The following is an 18,586-nucleotide window of genomic DNA, read 5'->3' on the forward strand; positions in this document are numbered from 1 at the left end:
ACGCGGTCCTCTGTGGGAGCGAGCCTGCTCGCGAAGGCGCGCAAACAGGCAAAAAACCTCCCTCCCTCTGGTCACAAAACTGCTCTGCATCAGTCCACAGCCCGCCTGCAAACCTCAGCGAAAATCTGCGTAATCGGCCGATGCGGCTGGCGCTTGTGCATCTGCCGCACTTGTTCGCTTAGTCGCAACAGCTCTTCACTGGGCTTGGCCCATTGCTCTTTAGGCAGCGGCTCGGACCAGGCGCGCATGACTTCCGGCAGCGCCTGCTTGCCGATTCTTTCGAGTCGGCGCACTTCCCATTCGACCAAACGGTTGGGAACCGTCCATAAAGTCATGACGTGATACAGGTACCAAAAAAATCCCGACAACCGCGAGCGGCGGCCTTCACGGATCTGCTGATGCATCCGCGCCCGGGCGTTACGAAAAGTGTGCAGGCCTTCGTGGGGCGGGTCGTCCGGGCCTTGCAGGTCTTGCAGGTCCTGAATCGATTTGAGGTCGTTGACTTCGTACTCCATGTAACCGCGAATCGCCTCCCAATGGCTGATCGCGAGCTCCAGGCCGGCGCATTGGAATTCCTGGCTTATGAGGGTTTCACCTTGGTAGAAACCGATGCCCATGCCGTATTGGCGATGGATGCCGAACTGGGTGGCACCCTTGGCTTCGATGATCCAGGCGGACAGCGATTCCCATGGGACGAAGACAGGTTCGGTGGCGCCTTCGCGCATGAAGCAGACTTCGCGGCGTTGACGGTTGAAGCGGGTTGGGATGAGGGTGGCGCGGGTTTTGTGGACGTGGTGCCAGACGCCTAGGCCAATAAACAAGGCAATTAAACCCGTTGAGAAAGCCAATTTGTAAATGGCAAAAAAAATACCCTCAATGACTTCTTCAATGAACTCCCAGCTATCACCTAACAGAAGTCCTATAAACCCTCCCATCAGTGGATATAGGAACGCGATCATTAATGTGCCGCTGAATGGTCCGCCTAAAATGACTTGCCAAGAAAAAACCTCCAGTGTCCCTAAACCGAAATCCATATAAACGTCATTCAGTTCACCAATATGCCGATCGTAAGCTGGCATTGATGTTGGTAATGGCAAGGGCGCGAGATAGGTAATTTTTCCGCTCGGAAACGCCTCAATGTCACCGGCCTTTCTAGGCTGTTGAAGCGGGCGAATTGTTAATGGATCATCGTGATTATTCAGCATGGTCAGCTCTTTCTAACAGGTGAGCCTCAACCAGCAAAACTGGAGGTTTTTCTTTGACCTGTTGAGGAGTAACAACCCCAAAATGACCCTCACCACGCGGATCTAGGTGAATGACGCGAGTTCGAGATGCCCATTCACCTTTTTCATTCAATGTCTGAACGCACACAGCCAATTCCAGCGTTTCTTTCGCGGGAACAAATTCCGACCCGAGGCCCGCTGGATACTGGAGACAAAGTATCAGTCCTTCTGGGCTGGACTTCACGATGCGCAGGCTGCTTAAAATCTCGTCACTAATGACATCTCGCTGCTCTCGTGGTGCTCCTCGACTGTGCAGCGGAATTGAAATGCGGTGCGCGCCGATACCTAAACGGGAGGTTGGGTTGCCGCCAAACGGAGGCAGCAGATCATTCAGCGTTAGGGTCGGCAATGCTAAGTGAATATCGCTGGGTTTGGCTTTGAATAACAGATCCTTCAGCCAAGAGTCGTACAGATTTGGGCCAAGCTGCGCGTAAGGTGCGTGAATTAAAAAAGCCAGATAACTTTGATAGTCATCAAGTGAGTGGTCGCCACGCATCTCGCTATCCCTACTCCACGGTGTGATTTTCAACCATTTATCGTGAGCACTGATGTTGTAGCGGCTGTACAGCCAGCTGCCGCCCAGCTCTAGAACGGTAAAAAGTGCTCCAGCGAGATTGAAGCGGAAAAAGACGGTGGATAAACGTGTGCCAGCAGCGGCCCAAGCAGCTCTTCGAGCGGCATTACTTGACGCCTTCAATACCTTGAATGTGGAGTGGACAGTGTTGGTCAAACCATAGCTAGTAGTTGATGTCATGCCACCAGCTCCCATCGTCGCCAATGCAGCTGCGCTTTGCGCCGAATGATTTCCACTGCGAACCGCCTGTTCCCAGTTTTTGCGCTGCGTGACAAAACTGTTCGTAGAAGAAGCCAACCCTGACAAATATGTAAAAAAACCCAATCCCACATGCAATTTCCCCATCTGCACGTGCACGGTCTGCAAGGCATGGAGCTGAACGCTTGCCACTAGAGAAGCGCAGCGAACTTTTAACGCCGTATCAGCAAGACTTTGTGCGGCACTAAATCCCGCCGCTCCCGTTGCAGCGACTGAATTCATCAACGAGGTCCACACTCTTTCATTTACAGCCTGCCTGCGCAGCTCCCGATAAACCCCCACCAAATTCACCACCTGCACCATCACCACCAACAACCCCATCCCCTCCGTCCGCACCAGACTCGCCTTCGAAACCCCCGCCACTCCCGCGCGAATGTTCTCCAGCAACCCTCGCAATTCCCCGTGCTGCGCCGGCGGAAACACCACCGTCACGCCCGCTTTCGCCGGGGTGGCGCCATACAGCCGTGCCGAGCGATCCGGCAGTTCGTCAATCGGGCTTAGCGCTGCCGCAAGGCGGCCTTCGAACAAGGCCAGTTGCGTGCGCACGCGGACGATTTCTTCCTGCAATTCCATCGCCCGGGCGGTTTTGTGGCCTTGGCGGTTTTTATTGTGGGTGAGCTGGTTGCGTTCGCGGTTGAGGGTTTTCAGGTAGTCGCGTTCGCGCAGCACTTCCTTGATCGTGGCTTGCAGCGCCGCTTGTTCCGCCGGGGTGGATACGGTGAAGGTCACGCCGCTGGTTCGCGCGGCGTCGAAGACGCGCAGGCGCAGGGCTTTGGGCAGGCGCTGGAACAGTTCGTCGAGGTCGGGGATTTTCTCGCCGGCGAGATCAAAGCCTTCCAGCGCCCGGCTCAGGCCGAGGTTCAGCGCCGGGCTGTAGGTGTCCTGCACCGCATCGGCGAGGACGCGGCTGTGTGCCGGCAGATCGTCGAGGGCCGGCAACTGCGGATGCTCGATGCTCTGCAATTTGGCCAGCCAGTCCGGCAGGTTGTTGAACATCGCCATGCCGGCGTTGAACAGCGTTGAATATTGCCCGGCCTGTTCGGTCTGCAAGCGCAGCGGCAAGGTGTAGAACAGCGGGCGGGTCAGTTGCGGGTGTTGCTCGAGGTAACCGAGCATTTGTTCGTTGGCCGCGTCGCTGCGGCCGATGTCCTTGAGGCAGGCGTATTCGCTGGCGAGCGCCTGATCGATCTGCACTTGCCCGTCGAAATACCACGCCGAGCGATGGAAACGCCCGGCGCACAGCAATTGCGCGCGATCGGCGGTGATGCGTTCGAGCAGGCGATTCCAGCGTCCGAGGTTGTCGCGATGATTGTTCAGCACCTCGTCCATCGCCGGGCGGTCGATCAGGTCGTTGATGCCGCGTTTGCCGCTGAGCAGCGGGCCGTCGAGCACGTCTTTCATGCGTCGGCTCTGATCCTTGCCGAGCTCGACCAGTGTGCTCAGATGACGCTCGACGAATTCGGCGGGGGCTACTTCGAGAAAATATTCGCGGGTATAAAAGCGTCGATCCGCCTCGGCGGTGACGCGAGCGTGCGCGGTGAAATCCGGGGCGACGCCGTCGAAACGGTTCAGCGCCAATGACTCATCCAGTGCCTTTTCGCGAAGCTGTTGCAACTCAGGCGTGGCTTCGACTGCAGCTGGCTCGACCTCACCACCTTTGTTCAGATAATCGAGCAGCGCCTGCCGGGTATTTTCCCGATCCGGTTCGGGCAATTGCTCCAGTTCAGCAAACAATGCCTGGGCGCGCGGATCATCGCTGGCCTTGGCCAAAGTGTCGAAGTCCTGAGATCCGAGCTGGCTCAGCGACTCGATGTAACTGGCCAGCAGATAGTCGCGCTCGTTGTTGTCGGTGTTGCTCCACTGCTCGATCCAGCCGACCACCAGGTCCTGATAATCAGCCAGATCGCGCATCACGCCGAGGTCGTCGTTGACCAGCAGAAACAGCGTGTCGTCCTGATATGGTCCGCGCACCCGCCCGAGAAATTCGCCGATATGCGCCTCGCGAAAACGTCGCGGGTTTTCCCACAGATAGGGTTCGCGTTCGTGCTCCGGCGCATCGCTGACCTGCACCGTCGGCATCCGCGTGGCGTCCGCCCCGGCCAGCGGTTTCGCTGTGCAGGCAACTTCCGCCAGCCACTGTCTGGCCTGGGCCACGGTGAGCAGATGCTCGCCGCCGATCAGACAATGCACCGGGCCGAGATCGACCGCCTGCATGAAGTGCTCGCGTTCCTCCGCGCTGTCCAGCACCTGTCGGCATTTCGCCGCGCTCAACTGCACGTCGGCAAAGGTCACGTAAAGGGTGCTTTTGCGCGAAAAGATCAACGCCGGACGTTCTTCGATGGCGCTGCGCTGATCCTCGCTGACGCTTTTGCCGCGATGCAGCAATGCGCTGATGACGCCTTCAAGCACGCGGTATTCGTAGAGCTCGCCGCTGAGACTGTCGACGATGTACAACCAACCGTCGCGCAGGCGGCGGATGCCCATGGGGCGCGTGGTCAGGGTGTACGGCAGCGTGATTTCGGTGCTGGGGTCGAAGGGTTTTTCCACCAGGCCGTACGCGAGGGGCAACAGTTGCACGTGGGTGTTGCGCAAGGGGCAGGCGGCGGGGCCGATGATCGGGGCTTTGGACGCTGCGGCTGCCGCGAGGTTGGCGGGGTGCATCATTGAGCACATTTCCCTGTGTCTGTTTGTGACAGAGAAATGTGCGTGTATCTGGAAAACGACAGCAGTCAGATCTTTCTGTGTTTTGCGTAGGAATCGAACACTCGGGATGAAGCCTACAAGGGATCGTCTGAAATCTTACAGAGGTTGCTTCGGATGAATCGTGAGTAACCCTGAAGGCGTACCCGCGCTCGCAAACCTACGCTGATAAATAGATCCGTTAACAAGCTCATTGCCTACGGATTTGAGCCGTACCGCTCATCGAAATCGATTTTTCAACGCATCCATTAATTGACGCCAAAATAGTGGCCATCTAATATCGCGCCACTATTTTGATACTAGTGCGCTATTGCAGGGATGCCAGCGACTCTTTGCGCTCATCCGCGCCGCTTACCTGCGGAGCATGGCACCTGATCAGACCGATTATTGCCCGTTGCAGGATCTTCACATGGACGTTCGCCAGTACGCATTCCTCGCTCGCCAGCCTTCTGCCGCTACGGCCAAACGCGAGCAGTTCCTCGGCATGCCGAAGCGCGGACTGGCCTTCCTGCTGGCCAACGTCATGTTCTGGCAACCGCTGTGGGCGCAAGCCGACGGCATCGTCGTGGCCAACCCGAATACCACGCTGGACCGTGCCGGCAACGGCGTGCCGATCGTCAACATCGCCACGCCCAACGCCAGCGGCCTGTCGCACAACCAGTTCCACGACTACAACGTCGGCGCACAGGGCGTCATCCTCAACAACGGCGCGGCGCAGACCACGTACACGCAATTGGGCGGGCATGTCGTCGGCAACCCGAACCTGAAAAACAGCGGTTCGGCGCAGGCGATTCTCAACGAAGTCATCAGCGGCAACCCGAGTCAGTTGCGCGGTTACACCGAAGTGGCCGGGCAGTCGGCGCGGGTCATCGTCGCCAACCCCTACGGCATCACCTGCAATGGCTGCGGTTTCATCAACGCACCACGGGTGACGCTGACTACCGGTAAACCAGTGCTGGAAAACGGTCGGCTGGATCGCATTCAGGTCGATCAGGGCAGCGTGGCTATCGAAGGCGCGGGCATCAACGCGACCAATATCGACCGTTTCGAAATCATCACCCGCAGCGCCAAGATCAATGCGCAGATTCAAGCGCAGAACCTGACCATCGTCGCCGGTCGCAACGACGTCAACGCCGACACCCTCAACGCCACTGCCCGCGCCGACGACGGCAGCGCCAAACCGCAACTGGCCATCGACTCCTCGGCCCTCGGCGGCATGTACGCCGGGGCGATCAAACTGGTCGGCACCGAGGCCGGCGTGGGGGTGAAACTCGACGGCAAACTGATCGCCAGCGGCGGCGATATTCAGCTTGATGCGAACGGGCAACTGAGCCTGGCCGACACCTCGGCTACCGGCGCGGTCAACGTCAAGGCTGCCAGCCTCGACGCGCAAGCTCCGGTTTACGCCGGCACGTCGCTCAACGTACAGACCCAAGGCAACCTGACCAACCGCCAGACCTTGGCCGCCCGCGACAGCGTGGTGCTCAGCGCCGGTGGGCAACTGACCAATGCCGGCGCCATCGAAGCCGGCGTCAATGCTGACGGCAGCCGTAACAGCAACGGTGATTTGAGCCTTCGCGCACAGAATCTGAACAACAGTGGCAAGAGCCTCAGCGCCAGCCGCAACCTGACCGTCAACGCCGCGCAAACCCTCAACAACCAGAATGGCCTGCTCAGTGGCCAGACCACGAGCATCACCGCCGGCACGCTGGACAACCGCAACGCCGGCAAAGTGCTGGGCAACAACAGCCTGACCCTCACTGCCAATCAGGTGCTGAACAATCAAGGCACGCTCACCAGCAATGGCAAACTCACCGGCAACATCGGTCAGTTGATCAACAGCAACGGTGAACTTGGCAGCCAGAGTGACGTAGTGCTCATGGTCACCTCGCTGGACAACGTCGCCGGACTGATCACCGCTGGCCGTTTGCTCGACATCACCGCCCTCGGCGCCATCAACAATCGCACCGGACGGATCGGCGCGAAACAGGCCGTAGCGATCAAAGCGCAACAACTGGACAACAGCCAGCAAGGCCAGCTGACCAGCGAAGGCACACTGACCACGCGCATCAGCGACCAGTTGAACAACCAGAACAAGGGCCTGATCCAGGCCAACGGTGCGATGGACGTGCAGGCCACGCGCCTGGATAACCGCGCCGGCAAGATTTCCGGTCTCGACACCCTGACCGTCAGCAGCGCGACCACCGACAACCGTGCGGGTGTTTTGCGCGCCGACAAAGCGACGACGCTGCTGATCGATAATCTGGATAACCGCGACAAGGGCCGCGCCGAGAGCAAGGCAGCGCTGACCTTCGAAGGCAGCACGCTGAACAACAGCAACGGCGGTTTGCTGACCTCGACCGGACTGTTGAGCCTCAAAGCCCGGGATGTCACCAACGATGCCGGACGGATTTCCGGCAAGGGCGATATCGACGCCAGCATCGACAACCTGACTCAGCAAACCGGCGAACTGGTTGCCGAAGGCAATCTGAAACTCACCGGCAAAACCCTCAACAGCCGCCAGGACAGCCTGGTCGGGTCGCTCAAGACCCTGACCGTCAATGTCGACCAGATCGACAACCGCGCCAGTACGCTTTCCAGTCAACTCGACCTGCATATCAATGGCGCACGCCTGGACAACAGCGAGGGCGGCAAGGTGCTGTCCGACACCACGCTGGGCCTGAAAGTCGCGCAGATCATCAACGCCACCAATGGCCTGATTTTCAGCAAAGGCGCGGCGACGCTCAGCGGCATCGGTTTGAGCAATGTGGGGGGGCGGATCGTCAGCCAGAACACACTGGACCTGACCTTCGACAATGCCCTCGACAACCAGCAAGGCCTGATCAGCAGTGAAGGGCAGATGACCCTGAATCTCGGCAGCCTCGACAATCGCCTGGGCAAGCTGTCGAGCCTGGAAGCGATGGCACTGACCAGCGTCGCCGGGGTGCAGAATCAGGGCGGGCTGATCGCCTCGCAAAAGGGCCTGACCTTCACCAGCGGCAGTCTCGATAACAGCGACGACGGCATCTTCAGTGCCAAGGCCGATTCGACCCTGACCACCGGTGAGTTCAAGAACCGGCAGGGCGGCAGCCTCGCCACGGACGGCACGCTGCTGCTGACCACCGCGCATCTGGATAACTCCGGCGGGATTATCGGCAGCCAGAAAACCCTGCAGGCTTCCGTCACCTCGCTGCAGCAGGACGGCGGCGAGCTGTTCAGCAACGGCGATCTGACCCTGGACCTCAACAATGGCCTGCTCGATAACCAGCGCGGCAACATTCATACGCCGGGCCAACTGCTGCTGAAAAATCTCAAGGATGTGAACAACAGCGCCGGGGAAATCTCCGCTGCCAAAGCCTGGAATCTGAGCGCGCAAAGCCTGAACAATGACGGCGGCAAGCTGCTCAGCAATGAAAAACTCACCCTGGTCATCGACCGTGCGCTGAGCAACGTGAAAGGCCTGATCGCCTCTGCTGGCCTCCAAGCGCGCAGCGCCAGCCTCGACAACAGCGGCGGTGAGATTCGTGGGCGTGGCGCGGTCGATTTCACCGTCACTGATCTGTTCGACAACCAGGCTGGCGTGGTCATCGCCGACGAGGGCCTGACGCTCACGGCGGCGCGTCTGGATAACCGTCGCGAGGGCCTGGTCGGTTCGACCCAAGCGCTGCAACTGGTCGTCGACCGTGTCGACAACCGCAGCGGTGAACTGTCGAGCAAGGCCGGCGTGAGCCTGATCGGTGCCTGGCTCGACAACAGCGACAGCGGCTACATGCTGGCGGGCGGCAATCTGGCGTTGACCGTCAACGAGGTGATCAACCGCAACAACGGCGTGCTGTCCGGCGCTACCGGCCTGACGCTGGTCGGCAAAAGTCTGGAAAACAGCGCTCGCCTGACCACGCAACAAGACCTCGCGATTACCCTCTCTGGCGAGCTGAACAACGCGCAGGGCAGTCTGTTCAGCGAAGGTGCGCTGGCGATCGATGCGCAAAATCTCAATAACGATGGCGGTACGCTGTCCAGCGCCAAAGCGCTCAGCGTCGACACACGCGGTGCGGTCAGCAACCGGGGCGGCCAGTTGTTGACCGATGCAGCGTTGACGCTCACCAGCAGCGCGCTGGACAACCAGCAGAAAGGCGTGATCAGCAGCAAAAGCAATCTGCACATCACTACCGGCGAACTCCATAACAGTCAGGCGAGTATTTACGCCGCCGATCAGCTTGAGTTGAGCGCCGGCAAAGTGACCAACACGGCTGGCAGCCTCGGCGCTGGCAATGCGCTGATCGCAGATGTTCAGGGCCTCGATCAGCAGGGCGGCAAGCTGTTCAGCAGCCACGCCAGCGTCAGCGTCGACCTGCACGGTGGTGCGCTGAACAACCAGGGCGGGGTAATCACTGCGCCGGGACAGTTGCTGCTGAAAAATCTCGCTGAGGTGAACAACCGTGGCGGCGAGATTTCCAGCGAGCAGGCCTTTGAACTGATCGCCAAATCGCTGGACAACAGCGGCGGCCAAGTGTTGAGCAATCAGAAACTGAGCCTGACCCTCGACAAGGCTCTGACTTCGATCAAAGGCACGATCGCGGCAGCAGCGTTGCAGGTTCGCGCGGCCAGTCTCGACAACAGCGATGGCGGCGTATTGCTCAGTGACAGCGATATCTCGGTGACCGTCGATGGCCTGCTCGACAACCACAACAAAGGCAGCATCCGCGCCGCGCAACAACTGACCCTCAACAGCACCGGCCTGAACAACGAGGAGGGCACGCTGGTGGGTGCCGCTGGCCTTGCCATCGACCTCGGCGCCACCGCGCAGGACCTCAACAACCAGGGCGGGGTGATCAGCAGCAAAGGCGCGCTGAGCATTGCGCACCTGCGCGACCTCAATAACCAGGACGGCGTGATCAACAGCAAAGGCGTGCTGAGCATCGCCACCCTGCGTGACCTGAACAACCAGAAAGGTGAAATTTCCAGCGTCAACAGCTTCAGCCTCAACGCCAACAGTCTGGACAATCGCGGCGGCAATCTGATCAGCAATCAGCAACTGACCCTCACGGCGGCGGAGCTGAAAAATCAGGGCGGACTGGTCTCTGGCTGGACCGGCGTGACCCTGGCCGGCGGCACTATCGATAACAGCCTCGGCGGCGCGATCTCCAGCCAGCTCGGCAATGTCAGCATTGACCTCAGCGGCGCGCTGATCAACCACACCCAAGGAGGCGTCGGCAGCAAGGGCGAGCTTTACATCAAGGCCGCCAGCCTCAACAACAGCGCCGGCACACTGACCAGCGACGGCAAGCAAACCCTGACCGTGCTCGGCGGCGAACTCAACAACGCCTCCGGTGGTTTGATCAAAAGCGCCGACGCCCTCGATATCCGGGCGGCGAGCCTGAACAACGCCTCGGGTAACCTGAATGCGAAAAAAGCCCTGACCTTCACCGGCGGTGCGTTGAACAACAACGGCGGCAGCCTGGTCGGCGACGGCCGCGTCACACTCGACCTGCTCGGTGCGCTGACCAATGTCAACGGCGCGCTCGGCAGCACCGGGCCGCTGGTGCTGACGCGTTCGACCAGCATCGACAACCGTGGCGGCCAGATGATCAGCCAGAGCCTGCTGAGCCTGCTCACCAGCGGCGATCTGAACAACAGCCAGCGCGGCACCATCGCCGCCAGCGGCCAACTGAATCTCACCGCCGGCGGCCTGCTGCGCAACGACGGCGATGGCCTGATTTCCAGCGGCGGCGCCGACGCCATCCTCACCGCAGCCGCTCTGAACAACGCCGGCGGCGCGGTGCAAAGCATGACCGCGCTAACCGTCAACACGGGCAACGGCGCAATCGACAACCAGGGCGGCAAGATCATTGCGCAGAACGGCGACCTGAACCTCACTGCCGCCAGCCTCGACAGCCGAGGCGGCGTGCTGTCGAGCCTCAAAGGTCTGCTGCAAACCCGTCTGACCGGTGTCCTGCGCAACGGTCAGTCAGGCAAGATCGAAGGCAGTCGCCTCGACCTGCGCGCACTGGGCGGCATCTACAGCGACGGCGGGCGCATCGCCGCCAACAGCGGCGACATCCTGCTCAATGCCGGCGGCAACGCCCTCGACAACAGCGGCGGCGGCATCTATGCCCGCGGCCAGGTGAACGTCATCGCCGGCTCGATGAACAACACGGCCGGCCAGGTCAGCGGCAGCCTCATCGACATTGGCCTCGGCGGTAATCTCGCCAACAACGGCGGCCTGATTGAAAGCGCCAGCACCTTGGCGATTCGCGCCGCCAACCTCAACAACCAGAGCGGCAAACTACGCGCCCTCGGCGGCAGCGGCAAAACCGATTTCCAGATCGGCAGCCAGTTCGACAACCGCAACGGCCTGATGGAAACCGCCAACACCGACTTCTCCCTCGCCGCACCGAGCTTGCTCAACGCCGGCGGCACGGTAACCCATGTCGGCCTCGGTGAATTCGGCATCTCCACCACTAACGTAATGAACGCCGGCGGCTCACTGGTGACCCGTGGCGGCCTGACCCTGAACGCGGACAGCTGGACCAACAGCAGCGTGATTCAGGCGGGGCGCTTGACGCTGAATGTCGGCAATTTTGTGCAGACGGCCAGTGGGCAATTGCTGGCTTCGAATCAGTTGGTGGGGCGTGGCGGGAACTGGACGAACGAGGGGTTGATTGCCAGTGATGGCGGGCTTGATATTCAGTTGAGTGGGACTTACGGCGGTAATGGGCGGGTGAGCAGTGTCGGCGATCTGGGGCTGCTGGCTTCGCGCATCGATTTGAGCAGCGTGGCGAGCATCACCGGTGCATCGACCGCCACGGTCACCAGCCGTGGCACCCTGTCCAATCTGGGCCGGCTCACTTCCGCCGACAGCCTGACCGTTAATGCCGCGTCGCTGGTCAACAACGGGACGTTGGGCAGCGCTGGCAATCTGCGGATCACCAGTGATTCATTGCTCAACGAGAACGGTCTGATCTTCAGCGGCCGTGACATGAACCTGCGCGTCGGGTCGCTTACCAACCGTTACGCCGACATCTATGGCATGGGCAATATCAGTATTGCCCGCGACGACAGCAACGGCTGGAGCTCTTCGATCAATAACATTTCGGCGACCATCGAAAGTGTGGGTGATCTGAGTCTGGCGGCGGAACGCATCGAGAATCGCAAGGATGTATTTGAAGTGGCTGCGGGAGGAGGTCTGATTTCCGGAGCGATTGGCGTTCGGTGCTATAGCTGTATTTCTTTCGGTGACTTCAGTCAAGGAGATGCATCCCCGAGTCACATGGTGTGGGTTGAAAACTACAAGTCAACCATTGTTCGAGATTCAGCTTCGGGCACTTTGACGGCGGGCCGAAACTTAACTGGCATTGGCCGCGAGTTTTTAAACAACGCCTCCGCGGTCAGTGCGGGCAGCAATCTGACACTTAATGTGCAGAACTTCACCAACCAAGGGGCGTCTGTAGGTGAATACACCGTTACCCGTTGGTTCAATGCTCCCAAGGGCCCGAGATTCTGGGAAGAAGTTCTGAGCTATAACGCGGCTAACGATCCGGATTACGATTCCGGAGCGCTCGGCTATATCGCGGGACAAGGTGCATTTGCCAGACCCAACTTGCATGTCTGGAACGCCAATGAGGTCGAATCGTTGACGCGTGTGCGCAGTCGTATGTCCGGTGGTGAGGCTGATCGGTATATCGCATTCGGTTCAATCCATCTCGATTACGACGGCAAATTCTATATTCCAGCCCCCCATTACAATGACGGCGTACGAGTAGAGGCACCTGACGCCGTCAAGAACGCAGCGTTCTTCAGAGATAGCATCGTTGAGCGCAGCCCGACTACAAATGCCAACGCAGTCGTTCAGGCAGGCGGCACCGTCTACATAAACGCAACCAACAAACTGGACAACGGCGTCGTTCGCAACGGCAACGCATCGGTCGGGGGAGCATCGCGCCTGGGGTCCACCCAACTGGCCGGCCAGGTCACGCCAACCGTCATTCGCATCAACGCGCAGCTACCTCCAGACCTGGCCCAACAGCAGGTCAACCCCCTGGCCTTGCCGGGCTTCACCTTGCCGAGCGGCGACAACGGCCTGTTCCGTCTGAGCAAAAAGGACGGTAGCGAACCGGCGATGGTGGCCGCCGAAGGCTGGAAGATCAGCTCTATCAGCGCCGCACCCTCGACACACGCGGGCGGGATGCCGGTCCGACATGCTACCGAGTTCAAGATCGACGACGACGCCCCGGTCTCGGTGAAAAACCGTGAACTGGCACTGGCTGATCGTCAGTCGCTGAATCTCAACGACAAGACCGCAATGATCAGCGTCAATGCCGCCGAGAGCGGCGGACTTGTTCGGGTTTCAGCGCCTGATCGTGGCAATGTTTCCTTTGACGTGCCACTCGTACAGGGTCTGCCCGACACCAGCGTGCGCTCCAACCCACACAAATACCTGATCGAAACCAATCCAGTACTCACCGACCTGAAAAAATTCGAGAGTTCGGATTACCTGCTGCAGAAGCTCGGCTACGACCCCGACACCAGCGCCAAGCGCTTGGGCGACGGCCTGTTTGAACAACGCTTGGTGCAGCAGGCCGTGGTCGCCCGTACTGGTCAGCGCTTCATCGACGGCCAGACCTCTGACGAAGCGATGTTCAAGTACCTGATGAACAACGCCATCGCCAGCAAGGACCAGCTCAACCTGTCGATGGGCGTCACCTTGACCGCGCAGCAAGTGGCAGCACTGACCCATGACATCGTCTGGCTCGAAGAGCACGAAGTGAACGGCGAAAAAGTGCTGGTGCCGGTGCTGTATCTGGCGCAGGCCAATAACCGGTTGGCGCCAAATGGGGCACTGATTCAAGGTGGAGACGTGACCCTGATCGCCGGCGGCAACCTCGATAACGCGGGTACGCTGCGCGCCTCGAACAACCTCTGGGCAGAAGCAGGCAATGACCTCACCAACAGCGGCTTGATCGAAGCGGGCGAGCGCCTGACGCTCAAGGCCGGCAACGACATCATCAACAAGTCCGGCGGCATCATTTCCGGCAAGAATGTCAGCCTGACAGCCACCAACGGCAGCGTGATCAACCAGCGCGACGTCAACAGCGTAGATGTCAGCCGGGGTGGCAACGTGATCCATCGTGACTACTTGGACAACGCCGCGCGAATCGAAGCAGCCAACGATCTGACGATCAAGGCCGGCCTCGATATCAATAACATCGGCGGTGTGCTCATAAGCGGTCAGGACATGACGCTTGATGCGGATCGCGACGTCAATATCACTTCGGTCCAGAACCGGAGCACGAATGCGCGCGGTACCAGTTTCCTCAATCAGAGCATCACCCAGCACGGCGCCGAAGTAACGTCCGGACGGGATCTGTCGATCAGTGCCGATCGCGACGTTGCAATCGTGGCCAGTCGGCTGGATGCCAAGCGCGATCTCAGCGTCGATTCGGGCAATGACATCGTCATCACCTCGGCCGCCGACGAGAGCGACTACGTTTCACGCAGCAAAAAACGCGCGAACGAAACTCACAGCATCACGCAGCAATCATCAGTGTTGAACGCCGGTCGCGACATCGCGCTGAACGCCGGCAACGACCTGGGCATCATTGCCAGCCGCATCAAAGCGACCGAGGACATCAGCCTCGATGCAGAACAGGACATCACCGTAGCTTCGGCGAAGGATGAGAGTTCGTCTTATTACTACAAGAAGAAAAAGGGTTCGTTCGGACGAAGCAAAACCACTCAGTCGGAAAGTTATGAAAGCGAGAACGTTGCCTCGGTGATTGAGGCTGGGCGAAATCTGACAGTCAATACCACCAAAGAAGAGGATGGTAGCGTCAGTTTGAATGGGGGGCGTAACGTAACGACCATAGGCAGCCAACTCAAGGCAGGTAATGATCTGGTCGTGGGTGCAAGCAACGATGTGGCGATGCTTGCCGGTATCGAGGAGAGCGGTGCTTACAGCAAAAAGACAAAAACCGGGTTGTTTGGTATGTCGAAAAGCGGAAGCAGTCAACTCCAGACAAACGTGACTCAGATTGGAAGTTCCATGGCGGCCGGGCACGACGTAGTGGTCGTAGCCGGTCACGATGTGCGAATGAATGCCAGCGTAGTCAATGCCGAAAACGACGCCGAACTGCATGCTGGATTGATTGATCAGTCAGGCGATATCAGTCTCGCGGCGGGTGAGGATGAGGCCTTCAGTCGTGCAGAAGCATTCAAGAAAAAGATCGGCTTGTCGCTCAAGGACACCATTGGCCTCTTTGCCGGCACACCTGGCGCCGGCGCTGATATAACCGCGATTGCGTCACACAAAGGTGGGCGTGAAGTCGCGACGTCCACGAGTGTTGGCAGCCAAGTCAATGCAGGCCGCGATGTGAGCCTGAAGTCCGCACGAGATATTAATATCATTGGAAGCGGAATCAACGCCGAACGAAACGCGTCGTTGGATGCTGGTCGTGATGTGAATATTCTTGCGGGAGCAAATCAACAACGTAGTAATAGTTGGGAAACGAATAAAAGTTACGGTATCAAGCAGGATATTGATAGTAATGGCTTTACCACGTTCGTGGGTGATGAAACGATCAAGGAAGGTATCAATAGAACCGCCCGAACGGCGGCAGGCAGCTATATCAAAGCGGGGCACGATGTAAAAATTAATGCGGATCGTGATATCAATCAGCAAGGGTCTGGCCTGCTGGCGGATAACGATATCAGGGTGAAAGCCGGCCGAGATATCAATATTGACGCGGCAGATGAAACTAATGAAGTTACCCGTCAAAACAGCGTAAAACGCAACGGTACTACGACAACTATTGCTTATAATATCGGCAATACGATCAACGGACTTAAAGGTACCGGCAAAGGTGAAGATAGGGTCAGCAAGGGGTCAAGTGTTTTAAAAAGTGTTGATACTCTGGATAATTTTTTCAGCGGCCCAAAATTTGATGGGCACCTCGGGGCATCAAGCACTAGTCAAACTAATACACATACTTCCCTGACGAAGCGTCCATCCAGTCTGGGTGCGGGGAATGACATTATTCTTGACGCCGGCAACGACATCAATGTGAGAGGCAGCCAGTTCGAATCGGGCCGCGATATCAATGTTACTGGGCGCAATATTACGTTCGATGTTGCGCATGGCGATGATAGCAGTGACGGCAGTAATACGCAGAGCAAGGGCGGCCTCAAGGGCGGAACGACCGGCGGGTTTAAAATTGGTGTGGGAGTCAGTAATTCCGGAGCGAAGGACGAGTCGAGTCAGGGGACGTCCACGGTTACCCGCCTTAACGCAGGTGGTAGCGTCAAACTGGATGCCAAAAATGACCTTACTCTGGTCGGCGCCGAGGTTGACGCCGACCGGAATATCACGCTCAAGGCCGCTAACGATCTAAAAATCCTATCTGCCCAGAATGTATCCAATAGCGAAAATACCCGTCGGAACTGGGGTGCCGAGGGAGGACTGATTGCGGGGAAGGATGGCTTCGGAATCTACGGAAGTGCGAGTTACGGAACAGGAAATCTGAAACGCGATGGTGTTCATCAACAAGAAGCCTATTTGTACGCAGGGAATAGTCTGAACTTTGAAAGTGGCCGTGACACCACTATTGCCGGTGCCACACTCCGCGCAGATGAAGTAATTGGTGAGGTCGGTCGTGATCTAACGGTCATCTCTGTGCCTGATACTGGAAAGGTCAATGGAAAGGAGCTCGATCTTAGTATTACAGGTTCCTTCTACGGAGCAAGCGGTTCGGTAGGTTACGGGCGAACGACAGGTCAGACTAATTGGGTTGAAAGTCAGACTGTAATCAGCGGCAAGAGTAAGGTGGATATACGCACCGAGAAGCACACTCAGATCGATGGGGCAGTCTTGTCCGCCGAGAACGGGAACCTGAAGTTAGATACCGACACGCTGGGGTTTCGTAATATCACCGGGGAGGATAATGAACACGGTTACTACTTGAATGTAAGTGGTAGCTATGGCTCAAGTAGCGGTTCTCAGGCAGATAAGCCTAATAAGGGTATGGAAGGCCAAGGGAGTACCAGTTGGGCGGTTGAGGGTTACAACTACGAAAAGGATCGCGAGCAGATCCTCCGGGCAACCGTGGGTGCCGGCGCTATCACAGTACGTAATGACAAGGATACTGGGCAGGACTCGACGCTTGGCCTAAATCGAGATCTGAATCAGGCTTACGAAGTCACTCGAGATGAGGAACACCGTACTGATCTGTATGTGAGTAGCTCTTCAGTCAAGGCGGTGATGAATCCGAAACAAACGCTTGAAAAATGGAAAATGGATGTCGAGAAGTACGGGGAAAATAGTCTTGAGGCGTTGAACTCACTGACCGATCTGCTCTTTGGTGCGGTGAACATCTTAAGTGGTCGGGGTTTTGAGGTTGCTGATCAGGTCACACTTCTTCGTGTTTTTGTAAGGCAGTTAAATAGTAAAAATGAGGGGGCTCGAGCGGTCGCAGTCAATGCTGCAATCAAAAACATGACCAATGGTGATAACAGTCCCGAAACTCAAGCGTTGATAGACCGCATTACTCAAATTGCCGGTAGCGATCCTGACAAGGCTCTTGGCATGCTCGTTCTGCTCAGACGCTTGCAAGATCCTCATCCAGAAAGATTGAATTTTGTGCCCTTGGCTTTGGCTGGTGGTGCAATTGCAGCGTTAGGGACAATGCTTCTTACGGCTGCCGCCGGAACAAAAAATCAGGAGAACACACGAGATGCAGTTAATGCGCTAGTTGCGTCTGCCGGTGAGGCGGGTTATAGCGGATCTCAGCAGTTATCCATTTCGGCTGAATTGTGGGCATTAATGCTGGGTACGACCTTCCCGGTCACGCTACTGGACCCAAAATATGGAATATTGACGAATCCAGCCGTAGATACTGACACCCTGCATCCTGTAAGCATCGGCGGTTTCGTGATGCAGCCCTCTTTGCCCACCGACACGGGCGGAAGCCCTGTCGTTGAGACGGGAGACGGTACGTACACGACGCCTATCGTAGAAAACCCTTCGTTGGGGAACGTTTATAGCCTGCCGTGGGGGCAGTCTGCGTCGGAATTTGAGAAGTCTTTGGTTACCCTCCCTTCAGGTGAACGAGTCGCAATTGTAAAAACCAGAGCAAGGGAGTTAGCCGATTCCCTGGGTTGGCCTAAAGACAATTTCCTGACGAAATTGAATGGCAGAGATGTTTATGCTGGATCCGATGGATATTTTTACGCAGTTGACAGTCAGCACGGTAGGTTGGAACAGGTGAATAGCCGAGGGAAACATCAAGGAGAGGTGCAGTTTGATTTGATACCTGTTCCTAAATCTAAAGATGACTCGGGTAAACATGATTTGAGGATGAAGTGATGAATAGTATCAAACTTGTCGAATGCTCAGATTCCGTTATTGCCAGGGGGCAAGTTTTTCGGGTGCCTGCCAGTTGGCCGTATGAGTCAATAGTGGATTTCATGGTGGTCGATATACCAGATGATAGCTTTGGCCATTCACTGGTGGTGGCTTCCGGGAATAAATCAGGCTTGGTATTGGTGCACTTGCCATTGGAAAGCTGCGCATCCGATGAACACGGAATTTCAAGGGAGTGGGTTATTTCGAATTGGGAGAAATGGATATATCCAGACTGCTCAGTTGAAGATGTTTATTTGTTTGATTCGATAGAGGTGCCAACGGAGCTGACAACTCGCTAGACATTCTTTAGAAGAAGCGCAGAAATGCGAAAGAAGTCGGATATGGGACATGGAAATGGCGAGCAGAGTTATTTAA

General features: G+C 57.6%; 4 protein-coding genes. 2 read left to right on the plus strand and 2 right to left on the minus strand.

The features are described from left to right. Positions 1-89: 89 nt before the first annotated feature. Positions 90-1,205: a hypothetical protein gene (locus tag AC0Z5Z_RS03720; protein WP_485610701.1), complete on the minus strand. Its 1,116-nt coding sequence runs from the start codon at positions 1,203-1,205 to the stop codon at positions 90-92. Then, positions 1,195-4,788: a toxin VasX gene (locus tag AC0Z5Z_RS03725; protein WP_485610702.1), complete on the minus strand. Its 3,594-nt coding sequence runs from the start codon at positions 4,786-4,788 to the stop codon at positions 1,195-1,197. Before AC0Z5Z_RS03725 ends, AC0Z5Z_RS03720 begins: the two co-directional genes overlap by 11 nt. Before the next feature lie 436 nt (positions 4,789-5,224). Between AC0Z5Z_RS03725 and AC0Z5Z_RS03730 the strand changes: the two genes are divergently transcribed. Then, the gene (locus AC0Z5Z_RS03730; protein ID WP_485610703.1) at positions 5,225-18,172 is read left to right on the plus strand and encodes a hemagglutinin repeat-containing protein; all 12,948 of its coding nucleotides are present in this window, start codon (positions 5,225-5,227) and stop codon (positions 18,170-18,172) included. Next, entirely contained in the window at positions 18,172-18,510 is a 339-nt protein-coding gene (gene imm45 / locus AC0Z5Z_RS03735; protein ID WP_252876441.1) for an Imm45 family immunity protein, read from the plus strand. The genes AC0Z5Z_RS03730 and imm45 overlap by 1 nt, the downstream gene beginning before the upstream one ends. Positions 18,511-18,586: the final 76 nt, after the last annotated feature.

Source organism: Pseudomonas sp. 1L-E-NC-VB-C3 (genome assembly GCF_057291535.1).